At 68.8% G+C, this 12,581-nt stretch carries 11 protein-coding genes and 1 pseudogene; 7 read left to right on the forward strand and 5 right to left on the reverse strand.

From position 1 onward, the window contains the following. Window positions 1-10: 10 nt before the first annotated feature. Window positions 11-271, reverse strand: coding sequence for a 30S ribosomal protein S20 (gene rpsT, locus AC5Y6X_RS12240; protein WP_324680811.1), 261 nt, complete (start codon window positions 269-271; stop codon window positions 11-13). A gap of 147 nt (window positions 272-418) precedes the next feature. Between rpsT and AC5Y6X_RS12245 the strand changes: the two genes are divergently transcribed. The 4 genes from AC5Y6X_RS12245 to AC5Y6X_RS12260 are packed head-to-tail and all read left to right on the forward strand — an operon-like array spanning window position 419 to window position 4,602. Further along, a complete protein-coding gene (locus tag AC5Y6X_RS12245; protein ID WP_499986703.1) occupies window positions 419-2,116 on the forward strand; it encodes a circularly permuted type 2 ATP-grasp protein in 1,698 nt (565 codons plus the stop codon). Then, window positions 2,116-3,096 (forward strand): alpha-E domain-containing protein, encoded by a 981-nt coding sequence (locus AC5Y6X_RS12250; RefSeq protein WP_499986704.1) that lies wholly within the window; start codon window positions 2,116-2,118, stop codon window positions 3,094-3,096. The genes AC5Y6X_RS12245 and AC5Y6X_RS12250 overlap by 1 nt, the downstream gene beginning before the upstream one ends. Next, window positions 3,096-3,935 carry a transglutaminase family protein gene (locus AC5Y6X_RS12255; protein ID WP_499986705.1) on the forward strand — a complete coding sequence of 280 codons (840 nt, stop codon included), beginning with the start codon at window positions 3,096-3,098 and terminating at the stop codon, window positions 3,933-3,935. Before AC5Y6X_RS12250 ends, AC5Y6X_RS12255 begins: the two co-directional genes overlap by 1 nt. Before the next feature lie 10 nt (window positions 3,936-3,945). Further along, window positions 3,946-4,602, forward strand: a complete 657-nt coding sequence (locus AC5Y6X_RS12260; RefSeq protein ID WP_499986706.1) for a hypothetical protein — start codon at window positions 3,946-3,948, stop codon at window positions 4,600-4,602. Here the strand turns inward: AC5Y6X_RS12260 and AC5Y6X_RS12265 are convergent. Next, window positions 4,599-5,432, reverse strand: a complete 834-nt coding sequence (locus tag AC5Y6X_RS12265) for a ribonuclease Z (RefSeq protein WP_499986707.1) — start codon at window positions 5,430-5,432, stop codon at window positions 4,599-4,601. The genes AC5Y6X_RS12260 and AC5Y6X_RS12265 overlap by 4 nt on opposite strands. 182 nt (window positions 5,433-5,614) lie before the next feature. On the opposite strand from AC5Y6X_RS12265, the gene AC5Y6X_RS12270 reads away from it, so the two are divergent. Next, window positions 5,615-6,043, forward strand: coding sequence for a CBS domain-containing protein (locus AC5Y6X_RS12270; protein ID WP_324680823.1), 429 nt, complete (start codon window positions 5,615-5,617; stop codon window positions 6,041-6,043). Between the two features lie 76 nt (window positions 6,044-6,119). Here the strand turns inward: AC5Y6X_RS12270 and AC5Y6X_RS12275 are convergent, their stop codons facing one another. Beyond that, a complete protein-coding gene (locus AC5Y6X_RS12275; protein ID WP_499986709.1) occupies window positions 6,120-6,734 on the reverse strand; it encodes a type II toxin-antitoxin system PemK/MazF family toxin in 615 nt (204 codons plus the stop codon). Here AC5Y6X_RS12275 and lepA point away from each other — a divergent pair. Then, a pseudogene (gene lepA / locus AC5Y6X_RS12280) lies at window positions 6,728-8,666 on the forward strand (translation elongation factor 4). The gene AC5Y6X_RS12275 and the pseudogene lepA overlap by 7 nt on opposite strands. A gap of 67 nt (window positions 8,667-8,733) precedes the next feature. Here the strand turns inward: lepA and AC5Y6X_RS12285 are convergent. Beyond that, on the reverse strand, window positions 8,734-10,785 hold the full coding sequence (locus AC5Y6X_RS12285) for a glycoside hydrolase family 15 protein (protein ID WP_324680827.1): 2,052 nt from the start codon (window positions 10,783-10,785) through the stop codon (window positions 8,734-8,736). A 67-nt stretch (window positions 10,786-10,852) separates the two neighbouring features. Further along, window positions 10,853-12,088 (reverse strand): FAD-dependent oxidoreductase, encoded by a 1,236-nt coding sequence (locus AC5Y6X_RS12290; RefSeq protein WP_324680829.1) that lies wholly within the window; start codon window positions 12,086-12,088, stop codon window positions 10,853-10,855. Window positions 12,089-12,158: 70 nt separating this feature from the next. Here AC5Y6X_RS12290 and AC5Y6X_RS12295 point away from each other — a divergent pair, with 70 nt between their 5' ends. After that, entirely contained in the window at window positions 12,159-12,353 is a 195-nt protein-coding gene (locus tag AC5Y6X_RS12295) for a hypothetical protein (protein ID WP_324680831.1), read from the forward strand. Window positions 12,354-12,581: the final 228 nt, after the last annotated feature.

The following is a 12,581-nucleotide window of genomic DNA, read 5'->3' on the forward strand; positions in this document are numbered from 1 at the left end:
GGACCCGCGCTCAGAGCTTGTTGAGGGCCTTGGCCAGCGCCGACTTCTTGTTGGCCGCCTGGTTCTTGTGGATCACGCCCTTGCTGGCCGCCTTGTCCAGCTTGCGGTTGGTCGACACCAGCAACGCCGTGGCCTTGTCCTTGTCGCCGGCGTCGGTGGCCTCGCGGAACGCGCGCACGGCGGTGCGCAGCGAGGACTTCACCGACTTGTTGCGCAGGCGGGCGCGCTCATTGGTGCGATTGCGCTTCTGCTGCGACTTGATGTTGGCCACGCGTTGTTTCCTTCTTGGATTCGGTGTTGGCTTGAGGCGGCCGGATACAGCCGGCGGCGACTGCCCAGGTTATCAGTCGGTTACGTTTTCTCCCAAAAGGGGAAACCGTGACCTGCCGCAACGTCGATTTGAGGCAGCATCTGAAAAGTGAGCCTTACGAGCCAGCTCGAGGAGACCAGGTCGCGCGGCCCGGCGCGGCTGCCGAGGCGTTCCGAGCGCATCTTCGCCGGATACAACTCGTCGGACGCCTATTCGATGGCCTTCGACGAGATGTTCGACGGTCAGGGCAACGTCCGCGGCCCGTACAAGGGCATTTACGCCGAGCTCGCGCCGTCGGACGCGTCCGACCTCAAGGCCCGGGCCGAGGCGCTGGCCCGCGCGTTCATCGACCAGGGCATCACGTTTTCGCTGTCCGGACAGGAACGGCCGTTCCCGCTGGACCTGGTCCCGCGGGTGATCTCGGCCGCCGAGTGGAGCCGGCTGGAGCGCGGCATCACCCAGCGGGTCAAGGCCCTCGAGATGTACCTCGACGACATCTACGGCGACCAGGAGATCCTGAACGACGGCGTCATCCCGCGCCGGCTCGTCACGTCCTGCGAGCACTTTCACCGCCAGGCCGTGGGCATCGTCCCGCCCAACGGGGTGCGCATCCACGTCGCCGGCATCGACCTGATCCGCGACGAGAAGGGCAACTTTCGGGTCCTCGAGGACAACCTGCGCTCGCCCTCGGGCGTGTCGTACGTCATGGAGAACAGGCGCACGATGGCCCGGGTCTTCCCGAACCTGTTCGCCACCCACCGGGTGCGCGCCGTCGACGACTACTCCTCGCACCTGCTGCGCGCGCTGCGCAACTCCGCGGCCACCAACGAGGCCGACCCGACGGTGGTGGTGTTGACCCCCGGGGTGTACAACTCGGCGTACTTCGAGCACTCGCTGCTGGCGCGGCAGATGGGCGTCGAGCTGGTCGAGGGCCGCGACCTGTTCTGCCGTGACAACCAGGTGTACATGCGCACCACCGAGGGGGAGCGCCAGGTCGACGTCATCTATCGGCGCATCGACGACGCGTTCCTCGACCCGCTGCAATTCCGCGCCGACTCGGTGCTGGGCGTGGCGGGCCTGGTCAACGCCGCCCGGGCCGGCAACGTCGTCATCTCCAGCGCGATCGGCAACGGCGTCGGCGACGACAAGCTGGTCTACACCTATGTGCCGACGATGATCGAGTACTACCTGGGCGAGAAGCCGCTGCTGGCCAACGTGGAGACCTACCGGTGCTGGCTCGACGACGAGCGCGAGGAGGTGCTCGACCGGATCGACGAGCTGGTCCTCAAGCCGGTCGAGGGCTCCGGCGGCTACGGCATCGTGTTCGGGCCGGAGGCCTCCGAGAAGGAGCTTGCGGCCGTCGCCAAGAAGATCCGCGACGATCCGCGCAGCCGGATCGCGCAGCCGATGATGGAACTGTCGACGGTTCCGACCCAGATCGACAACGAGCTGGCGCCCCGCTACGTCGACCTGCGGCCGTTCGCGGTCAACGACGGCGACGACGTGTGGGTGCTGCCCGGCGGGCTGACCCGGGTGGCGCTGGTCGAGGGCTCCCGGGTGGTCAACTCCAGCCAGGGCGGCGGCTCCAAGGACACCTGGGTGCTCGCGCCCCGCGCCGCGGCCGTCGCGCGCGAACTGGGCGCCGCCGAGGTCGTGCGGTCGCTGCCGAACGTCATCCCCGACGCGGCCGGCGACGGCTCGCCCCGGACGCAACAGCCGCCGTCGGCCGAGCACGCGCTGGACGAGCAACCGCAACAGCAGCAGCAACAACAGCAGCAGCAGCAGCGGCAGAGGGCGATCCGCTGATGCTGGCCCGCAACGCCGAGGCGCTCTACTGGATCGGTCGCTACGTCGAGCGCGCCGACGACACGGCGCGAATCCTCGATGTCGCGTTGCACCAGCTGCTCGAGGACTCCAGCGTCGACCCCGATCAGGCGTCTCGGCTGCTGCTGCGGGTCCTCGGCATCGAACCCCCGGACCACGACCTGGACGTCTGGTCGTTGACCGACCTGGTGGCGTACAGCACCAACAGCCAGGGTGGTGGCTGCTCGATCGTCGACGCGATCACCGCGGCCCGCGAGAACGCGAAGTCGGCGCGCGAGGTGACGTCCAGCGAGATCTGGGAGTGCCTCAACACCACCTACCATGCGCTGGCCGAACGCGAACGTGCCGCCAAACGCCTTGGCCCACACGAGTTTTTGTCGTTCATCGAGGGCCGGGCGGCGATGTTCGCCGGCCTGGCCGACTCGACGCTGTCCCGCGACGACGGATACCGCTTCATGCTGCTGGGCCGCGCGATCGAGCGCGTCGACATGACGGTGCGCCTGTTGCTGTCGCGGGTCGGGGACAGCGCGTCCTCGCCGGCGTGGGTGACGCTGTTGCGCTCGGCGGGCGCGCACGACACCTACCTGCGCACCTACCGCGGTGTGCTCGACGCGGCCCGGGTGGTCGAGTTCATGCTGCTCGACCGGCTGTTTCCGCGTTCGGTGTTCTACTCGCTGAGGCTGGCCGAACACAACCTCGACGAGTTGCTGCACAATCCGCAGAGCCGGATCGGGGCCACCGCCGAGGCGCAGCGGCTGCTCGGTCAGGCGCGCAGCGAGCTGGAGTTCATGCAGCCCGGTGTGCTGCTGGAGACGCTGGAGACCCGTCTCGCGGGCCTGCAGCGAACCTGCCGCGATGTCGGAGAAGCGTTGTCGCTGCAGTACTTCCACGTCACCCCGTGGGTGGCGTGGTCGGATGCCGGCCAGCGGGCCCGGCTGACGACGAGGCCGGGGGACGCCTGATGTGGCGGATGCGGGTGGTGCACACCACGGGCTACGCCTACCAATCGCCGGTGACCGCCTCCTACAACGAGGCCCGGCTGACCCCGCGGTCGGACGCCCGGCAGAACGTCATCCTCAACCGCGTCGAAACCATCCCGGCGACCCGGTCCTATCGCTACATCGACTACTGGGGCACCGCCGTGACGGCCTTCGATCTGCACGCGCCGCACACCGACCTGACCGTGACGTCTTCGTCGGTCGTCGAGACCGAGGGGCCGGAGCCGGCCGCGATGGAGGCGGGGTGGGGCGACCTGCGCTCCGAGGCGGTGATCGATCGGTTCGACGAACTTCTCCGCCCCACCGCTCACACCCCGTCGAGCAAACGCGTTGCCTCCGTTGGCAAGAAGATCGCCAAGAACAACAAGCCGCAGGAGGCCGTCGTCGCCGCCGCCAAGTGGGCGCACGACGAGCTGGACTACCTGCCGGGCACCACCGGTGTGCATTCTTCCGGGCTCGACGCGCTGAACGAGGGCAAGGGCGTCTGCCAGGACTTCGTGCACCTGTCGCTGATGATGTTGCGCGCCATGGGAATTCCCGCGCGGTATGTCTCCGGTTACCTGCACCCCAAACGGAACGCGATCGTCGGCGACACGGTGGACGGGCGAAGTCACGCCTGGATTCAGGCGTGGACGGGCGGCTGGTGGAACTACGACCCCACCAACGACACCGAAATCACCGAGCAGTACGTCAGTGTGAGCGTCGGCCGCGACTACACCGACGTGTCCCCGCTCAAGGGGATCTACTCGGGCGAGGGCGCAACCGACCTCGACGTGACCGTGGAGGTCACCCGGCTGGCGTAGGGAGCACCCGATGAACGATTCGCCGGCGCCGAGTCGGCTGGCCCTGCCGGGCCTCGGGCTGCTCTGCATCGCGCTGCTGTTCGGCGGGCTTGCCATCGGGGTGGCGCTGGGCGGGCTGATGCCGCTGCCCTACGGGCCGATGGGGGAGGTCGTCGCGTATGTCCGCGCCGAGCCCGTCGCGCTGCAGGTGATGGCCGTCGCGGTGTTCGCCTCGTCGGTGCCGCTGGCGGTCTACGCGGCGACGGCCGGCGCCCGGTTGCGGCGGCTCGGCGCGGCCCCGCCCGCGGCGGCGATCGCGCTGGCGGGTGGAACGTTGGCGGCCGGCGCGCTGGGCCTGACGGGGTTGCTGGGCTGGACGTTGTCGCGACCCGAGGTGGGCGCGGACGCCGCGCTGGTTCGGGCGATCTACCTCCTGGTGTTTCTCGTCGGCAGCCCGGGGCACCTCGTCGCGCTGGGCCTGTTGGTCGCCGGGATGGCCGTGCCGGGCCGTGCGCTGGGGTTGCTGCCCGCACCGCTGGCCTGGGCCGGCCTGGTGATTGCCACGCTCGCGGGGGCGACGACGCTGGTGCTGGCGTGGCCGGCGCTGGGGGTCATCCTGCCGATCGCGCGGGTGGCGGCGCTGGTCTGGCTGGTGGCGGCGGGGTGGCGGCTGCGGGCGTCCGCTTAGCTGACCTCGACCCGGAGCAGGTCGTCGCCGAGCTCGACCTGTCCGGCGAACTCGGTGGCGGCCAGTGCCCGCCACTGCTCTTCTTGCCCCGGCACCAGAGCCGGCACGTAGTGCGTCATGACCAGGGTGCCCACCCCCGCGCGGGCCGCCGTCGCTGCCGCTTCCTCTACCGAGGAGTGGTAATCGCAGATGTCCTGGAGCCTCTGTTGCGGGATGTTGACCACGATGTCCTTCCGGATCACGGTGTGCACCAGCGCGCCGGCGCCGCTGGCCAACTCGTCCAGGCTCGCGCACGGCACCGTGTCCCCGGCCAGCACCACCGACGCGCCGTCGAATTCGATGCGGAACCCGATGGTGGGCGCCACCGGCCGGTGATCGGTGGGGGCGACCCGGATCGACACGCCGTCGCGGTCCCACACCGCGCCGTCGGTGCATTCGTGGACTTCCACGGCCGGCGGCGCGTTCAGGTCGGCGTGGTGGGCGATCCGGTAGCCGATGTCGTGGCGGAACGCGTCCAGCGTCGCCTGCACCGTTTCCGCGGTGCCCGGGGGTCCGATGATCGGCAGCGGCGCCGGGTCCGGGGCGAAGGTGCTGACCCAGCGCGTGATGAGGACGTCGCCGAGGTCGCCGATGTGGTCGCTGTGCAGGTGGGTGAGCAGCAGCGCCGACAACCCGGCGGCGCCCACGCCGACCGCGGCGGCACGTTGCAGGACCCCGCGGCCGCAATCCACCAGGAACACCTGCCCGCCGGCCCGCACCAGGGTCGACGGCCCGGCGCGGTTCGGGTCGGGGATGGGGCTTCCGGTGCCAAGCAGGGTGACCTCGATCATGGACCCATCCTCGCCGAGGTTGTCGGCGAGCGTGCGAGTCTGCGCGGCGACACGCCGTGTCGCCCGGCATTCTGCGCACGCTCGCGAACCGGTTTCGGCCGCCGGTCCTCGCGTCGCCTTTCCCGCCGCGCGAGTTAGCCGTAGCCTGGTGTGCAGCAGCTCACAACCGCCTGGGAGGCCTGATGCGGATCGCGGACGTCTTGCGGAACAAGGGTGCGGCGGTGGTGACGATCAACCCCGAGGCAACCGTCAAGGAGCTGCTCGCCGGCCTCGCCGAGCAGAACATCGGCGCCATGGTGGTGGTGGGTGACGAGGGCGTCGTCGGGATCGTGTCGGAGCGCGACGTCGTGCGCCAGCTGCACACCCATGGGGCCAGCGTGCTGTCGCGCCCGGTGTCGAAGATCATGACCGGCACCATTGCCACGTGCACCAAGTCCGACACCGTTGACTCGCTCAGCGTGCTGATGACCAAGAACCGGGTGCGCCATGTGCCGGTGCTGGAGGGGAAGAAGCTGATCGGCATCGTCAGCATCGGTGACGTGGTGAAGACCCGGATGGAAGAGCTCGAGGCCGAGCAGCAGCAGCTGCAGTCCTACATCACGCAGGGCTGAGCACCGCTTCGCCGAGAGTGAAGCTGTTGCGAGATCTGGCCGGCGTTTTCGCAGCGGTTTCACGCTCGGTGAACGGCTAACGCCAGGCGTATTCCGCGCGCAACCGCTCGGCGACCACCTCGAAGATCTCCCGGTCCAGGATCGCGCCCTCGCGGCGAATGCCCTCCTCGGGCACGTCGAGCACGCGGTCCAGCCGGACCCAGCTCGGCCTGCCCTCGTAATCCCAAGCGCCGGAACCGATTCCGACCCAGTCGCGATCGGTGGCGTGGCGCTCCTGGCTCGACACCATCAGCCCGAGCAGCACGCTGCGGTCGCGGCCGACGACCAGGACCGGCCGGTCCTTGCCGCGAGTGGGATCGTCCTCGTAGACCACCCACGTCCACACGATCTCTCCGGGATCGGCCCGGCCGTCGAGGTCGGGGGAGTAGACCAGCTTGCGGGCCCGCTGCGCGGTGGGAAAGCTGGTGCGGGTCACCGGGCGGCCCGCCGTGATCTCGGTCGGCGGCTGCGGGGCGACCGAGGCGATGACGTTCGCGGTGATCTTCACGGCCTGCTGGAGTTCCCGCAGCACGGTCTGCGAGTTCTGCACCTGCCGGACCAGCCGCGGGGCCCGCTCGAACACCAGGTTCTCCGCGAAACGCTGAAACGTCTTCCACTGCGATTTCCGGGCCGATTTCCCGTCCGGTGCCATATTCGCAGCATAGACGCGAGGGCCATCTAGCGATTCGGCCTTGGCCACCGGACACGGATACGCTGGATGCTCGAAAACCGCCACTTCCAGGAGATTCCCATCAGCAGTTTCGCCGACAAGACCTTCACCGCGCCGGCGCAGATTCGGAACTTCTGCATCATCGCCCATATCGATCACGGCAAGTCCACCCTGGCCGACCGGATGCTTCAGCTCACCGGCGTCGTCGACGAGCGGTCGATGCGCGCGCAGTACCTGGACCGGATGGACATCGAGCGCGAGCGCGGCATCACCATCAAGGCGCAGAACGTGCGGCTGCCCTGGAAAGTCGAGGACCAAGACTTCGTCCTGCACCTGATCGACACCCCGGGTCACGTCGACTTCACCTACGAGGTGTCCCGCGCGCTGGAGGCCTGCGAGGGCGCGGTGCTGCTGGTCGACGCCGCGCAGGGCATCGAGGCGCAGACGTTGGCCAACCTCTACCTGGCGCTGGACCGCGATCTGCACATCATTCCGGTGCTCAACAAGATCGACCTGCCCGCGGCCGACCCGGATCGCTACGCCGCCGAGATCGCCCACATCATCGGCTGCGAACCCGGCGACGTGTTGCGCGTGTCCGGCAAAACCGGGGAGGGCGTTGCGGACCTGCTCGACCATGTGGTGCGCGAAGTGCCGCCCCCGCAGGGCGACGCCGACGCCCCGACCCGCGCGATGATCTTCGACTCCGTCTACGACATCTACCGCGGCGTGGTGACATACGTGCGCGTGGTGGACGGCAGGATCGTCCCGCGGGAGCGCATCCTGATGATGTCCACCGGCGCCACCCACGAACTGCTCGAGGTCGGCATCGTCTCGCCCGAACCGAAGGCCAGCGACGGCCTGGGCGTGGGCGAGGTCGGCTACCTGATCACCGGGGTGAAGGACGTCAGGCAGTCCAAGGTCGGCGACACCGTCACCACCGCCCGCCACGGCGCCACCGAGGCGCTGACGGGCTACCGCGAACCCAGGCCGATGGTCTACTCGGGGCTGTATCCCGTCGACGGCTCGGACTACCCGGATCTGCGCGACGCCCTGGACCGGCTGCGGCTCAACGACGCGGCGCTGACCTACGAGCCGGAAACGTCGGTGGCGTTGGGCTTCGGATTCCGTTGCGGCTTCTTGGGTTTGCTGCACATGGAGATCACCCGCGAGCGGCTGGAGCGCGAGTTCGACCTGGACCTGATCTCGACGTCGCCGAACGTCGTGTACCGGGTGATCAAAGAGGACGGCACCGAGATCCGGGTGACGAACCCGTCGGACTGGCCGGAGGGCAAGATCCGCACGGTTTACGAGCCGGTGGTCAAGACCACCATCATCGCGCCCAGCGAGTTCATCGGCACCATCATGGAGCTGTGCCAGTCGCGCCGCGGCGAGATGGGCGGCATGGACTACCTGTCGCCCGAGCGGGTGGAACTGCGTTACACCATGCCGCTCGGCGAGATCATCTTCGACTTCTTCGACTCGCTGAAGTCGCGCACCCGCGGCTACGCCAGCCTCGACTACGAGGAGGCCGGCGAGCAGGAGGCCCAGCTGGTGAAGGTCGACATCCTGCTGCAGGGCGAGGCCGTCGACGCGTTCAGCGCGATCGTGCACAAGGATTCGGCGTTCGCCTACGGCAACAAGATGACCACCAAGCTCAAGGAACTCATCCCGCGCCAGCAGTTCGAGGTGCCGGTGCAGGCGGCGATCGGGTCGAAAATCATTGCGCGCGAAAACATTCGGGCGATCCGCAAGGATGTGCTGTCGAAGTGCTACGGCGGTGACATCACCCGCAAACGCAAACTTCTGGAAAAGCAGAAGGAAGGCAAGAAGCGGATGAAAACCATCGGCCGCGTCGAGGTGCCACAAGAGGCGTTTGTGGCCGCGCTGTCCACCGACGCCGTGGGTAAGAAGTAGCGGCGAGCAGACGCAAAAGCACCGATTTCGGCACGAAATCGGTGCTTTTGCGTCTGCTCGCCACAAGCTACATCGGGGCGTTCGCGGGCTGGAACATCCCGGAGCCGTCGGACTCCTCCTCGGCGCGGATCACGTGCACCACCGCGTTGATCAACGCCAGGTGGGTGAACGCCTGCGGAAAGTTGCCCAGGTGCCGGCCGGTGCGCGGCTCGATCTCCTCGGCGTAGAGGTGCAGCGGGCTGGCGTAGGACAGCAGCCGCTCGCAGAGCCGCTTGGCGCGGGCCACCTCACCGATCTCGACCAGCGCCGACACCAGCCAGAACGAGCAGATCGTGAACGTGCCCTCCTCGCCGGACAGCCCGTCGTCGGTCTCCTCGACCCGGTAGCGCAGCACCAGGCCCTCCTCGGTCAGCTCGTTGGCGATGGCCAGCACCGTGTTGCGCACCCGCGGATCGTCCGGGGGCAGGAACCGGGTCAGCACCACCAGCAGCAGCGAGGCGTCCAGCGCGTCGCTGCCGTAGCGCTGGGTGAACACGCCTCGCGAGTCCACACCGTGCTTGAGAATGTCGGCCTTGATCTCCTCGGCGATGGCCCGCCACTGCTGGGCGTAGCTCTTCTCGCCCTGCCGCTCGGCCAGCTTCGACCCGCGGTCCAGCGCCACCCAGCACATCACCTTCGACGACGTGAAGTGCTGCGGCTCGCCGCGCACCTCCCAGATTCCGCGGTCGGGCTCGCGCCAATGCGCGATCGCCTCCTCGACCTGCTTCTTCAACACCGGCCACAGGGTCTCTGGAACCTGCTCGCGCGACTTGGCGTGCAGATAGAAGGAGTCCAGGATCGAGCCCCAGATGTCGTGCTGGGCCTGGTCGTAGGCGCCGTTGCCGATCCGCACCGGGCGGGCCTGGTCGTAGCCGGAGAGATGGTGCAGCTCGTCTTCGACCAGGCTGCGTTCGCCACCGACCCCGTACATCACCTGCAGCGGATGGCGCTCGTTGCTGTTGGCGCCGGACACGTCGGCGATGAAGGCGAAGAAGTCGTCGGCCTCGCGGTCCAGCCCCAGCGTGTAAAGCCCCCACAACGCGAACGTCGAATCACGAACCCACGCGTAGCGGTAGTCCCAATTACGTTGCCCCCGCGGTGTTTCCGGCAGCGACGTGGTGCTCGCGGCCAGCAGCGCGCCGGTGGGGGAATAGGTCAGCCCCTTCAGCGTCAGCGCGCTGCGCTGCAGATACGCGCGCCACGGGTGGTCGGGGAAGTTGCCGATGTTGATCCACTGCCGCCAGCACTCGGTGGTCTGCCACATCTTGTCGGCGGCCTCGGCGTAGGTTTGCGGCGCCGGATGCTTGGTCCAGCTCAGCGCGACGAAGACGTCGTCGCCCTCCGTCATGCGGGTGCGCGCCCGCGCCTCGCGGCCCTCGATGCCGATGCGCAGGTTGGTGGTCAGCCGCAGCGTCGGGTGGGAGTCGGGTTGCCGGACGGCACGCGCGACGGTCTCGCTGTACGCGTTGGACGAGTACTCCCAGGCCGCGCCGTCGCGGTGGTAGTCGAACGCCGGCTCGCAGCTCATCATCAGCTCGACGGTGCCGCTGACGCAGCGCACGGTGCGCAGCAGGATGTGCTCGGCGTCCCAGTCCATCGGCGTGCGACGGTGCGTGTGTGAGCGACGCTCGAGGTCGTGCCAGGGTCCCATCACCAGGGCGTCGCGCACGATCAGCCAGCCGGTGTGGGTCTGCCAGGTGGTCTCCATGATCAGGCTGCCGGGCAGGTAGCGGCGGGCCGAGGGGACCGAGACGCCGTAAGGGCCCAGCCGGAAATGGCCGGCGCTGCGATCCAGGATCGCGCCGAACACGCTCGGGGAATCCGGCCGGGGCACACACATCCACTCCACCGACCCGGCCGGGGAGATCAGGCAGGTCGTCTCCCAGTCGGACAGGAACGCGTAATCGGCGATCGGCGGAAACGGGTTGCGCAGCACCCCGCTGGACGCATTGGGTGCGGGCGCGCTGAAGTCGAGGGGCGACGCCAAGGCGGATTCGCGGCTGTTTTTCGGTGCCGCTTCAAGGGCTTCCTCGGGGCCGGCGTCGGCCGGTTGGTCGGCGGGTTGCGCGTGCAGCACCATTTCGACATCATCGACCGTCGACCTGGCCGGAGTCCACGATTTGGCCCATGTGGCGCGTTGCGGTGGCCTACCCGCGGCGCCTGGCGTACCCGGGCGCATGCTCGGGCAGCGGGCCGATCGCCACCAGGTAGCCGACGAGCCGCCGCAAAACCGCCGATCTGCTGACCACGCGCACGCCCCGTGGCACGGCATTGCTGCCTCGCACCGTCGCCGCGATCACGTTGGCATGGATCGCCCGCTGCGCCGCCTGCAGCATCACGGTCGGAAACCAGCGGCGCCTCTGCACCCGGGCCAGCCGGCTGGCCGACACTCGTCCCGCGCGCAGCGGGTCGGCCAGGATGCGGGCGGCGGCCACCGCGTCGGCCACCGCCAGGTTGATGCCGACGCCGCCGACCGGCGACATCGCGTGCGCCGCGTCGCCGATCAACAGCACGCCGTCGGAGTACCAGCGGGGGAGCCGATCCAGTTGCACGTCAAGCAGTTTCACGTCATCGAACGACGTGAGCTGGTCGACCCGATCGACGAGCCAGGGCACCATGCCGACCAGCGCGCGCCGCAACGCCTCGATGCCCTGGGCGCGCATCTGGGCGTCGGTTCCCTTGGGAATGATGTAGGCGATCTGGTAGTAGTCGCCGCGGTCGACCATGATCGTCGCGTGCCCGGCGCGCAGCACGCCGGCCAGGCCGCTCGGGTCGTCGGGCCGGCGAGGCAGCCGGAACCACCACACGTCCATCGGGGCGCCGAAACGGCGCGGCGTGAGCCTGACCGCCGAGCGCACGGTCGACGAGCGGCCGTCGCAGCCCACCGTCAGCTCGGCGCGCATCTCCCTGGTCTTACCCGTCTCGTCGCGGTAGCTCGCGCCGACGACGCGGCCGCCCGAACCCCGGATCACCCCGACCACCTCGGCGTTGCGCAGCAACCGGAAGCTGGGCTCGGCCTCGGCGGCGGTGGCCACCATCTCCAGGAAGTCCCACTGCGGCACCAGGGCGATGTGCTGATGCTCGCCCGAAAGGCGGGTCAGGTCGAGGCTCACCGGTTGGTTCTGGATCTCCATGTGAACGGTGTCGATGAGGCGATGCGGAAGCCGGGCGAACCGCGGCCCCAACCCGAGCTCGTCGAGCAGTCGCAGGGTGCTCGCGTGCACGGTGTCCCCGCGGAAGTCACGCAGGAAGTCGGCGTGCTTTTCCATCACGGTGACTTTTATGCCGGCGCGGGCCAACAGCAGGCCAAGCACCATGCCGGCCGGTCCGCCGCCGGCGATCAGACAGGTCGTCGCCTCGGGTTCGGCGGACGCGGGAGGCACCCGCCGATCTTGGCACATCGGTGTACCGGCGCCTTGGTTTACCGGGGCCGGGGCGAATAGGGTGAGCCCGATGGACGCGTTCCTGAATTGGTGGGACGGCAACGAGCTGTGGCTTTCCGGGCTGGCCTTTGTGCTGCAGGCCATGGTGGTGATGCCCGTGGTGCTGGTGGTCGCCTACCTCACCGCGGCTTTGCTGGACGGCCTGCTCGGCAAGGGCATCGCGTTGATGCGGCGTGCCCGCCATGCCGACGGGACGCCCGGGTAACCGCATGCCGCGCTCCCACGTGACGCTGGTCCTCGTCGCGCTCGTGGTGCTGGTGATCGTCGCGTGGCTGCTGGCCCGCTGAGGCCAACCGTTGCCGACGCGCCGCCCGGTGACCCCCGCGGATTCCTGTTAGGCTTCGCGCCATGCACGTAGCAACCGGTGTTTTGGAGTGCTATGTATTCGTGCACTGTTGTCGCTGACTCCCAAACCCGTGCGCGGTCTGGTCTG

Source organism: Mycobacterium sp. NGS26 (assembly GCF_059813025.1).

Bases quoted from the DNA above. Each gene is read 5' to 3' on its own strand.
- AC5Y6X_RS12250 (WP_499986704.1), top strand. From the start codon at position 2,116: ATGCTGGCCCGCAACGCCGAGGCGCTCTACTGGATCGGTCGCTACGTC.
- AC5Y6X_RS12255 (WP_499986705.1), top strand. From the start codon at position 3,096: ATGTGGCGGATGCGGGTGGTGCACACCACGGGCTACGCCTACCAATCG.
- AC5Y6X_RS12260 (WP_499986706.1), top strand. From the start codon at position 3,946: ATGAACGATTCGCCGGCGCCGAGTCGGCTGGCCCTGCCGGGCCTCGGG.
- AC5Y6X_RS12265 (WP_499986707.1), bottom strand. From the start codon at position 5,432: ATGATCGAGGTCACCCTGCTTGGCACCGGAAGCCCCATCCCCGACCCG.
- AC5Y6X_RS12270 (WP_324680823.1), top strand. From the start codon at position 5,615: ATGCGGATCGCGGACGTCTTGCGGAACAAGGGTGCGGCGGTGGTGACG.
- AC5Y6X_RS12275 (WP_499986709.1), bottom strand. From the start codon at position 6,734: ATGGCACCGGACGGGAAATCGGCCCGGAAATCGCAGTGGAAGACGTTT.
- AC5Y6X_RS12285 (WP_324680827.1), bottom strand. From the start codon at position 10,785: ATGGTGCTGCACGCGCAACCCGCCGACCAACCGGCCGACGCCGGCCCC.
- AC5Y6X_RS12295 (WP_324680831.1), top strand. From the start codon at position 12,159: ATGGACGCGTTCCTGAATTGGTGGGACGGCAACGAGCTGTGGCTTTCC.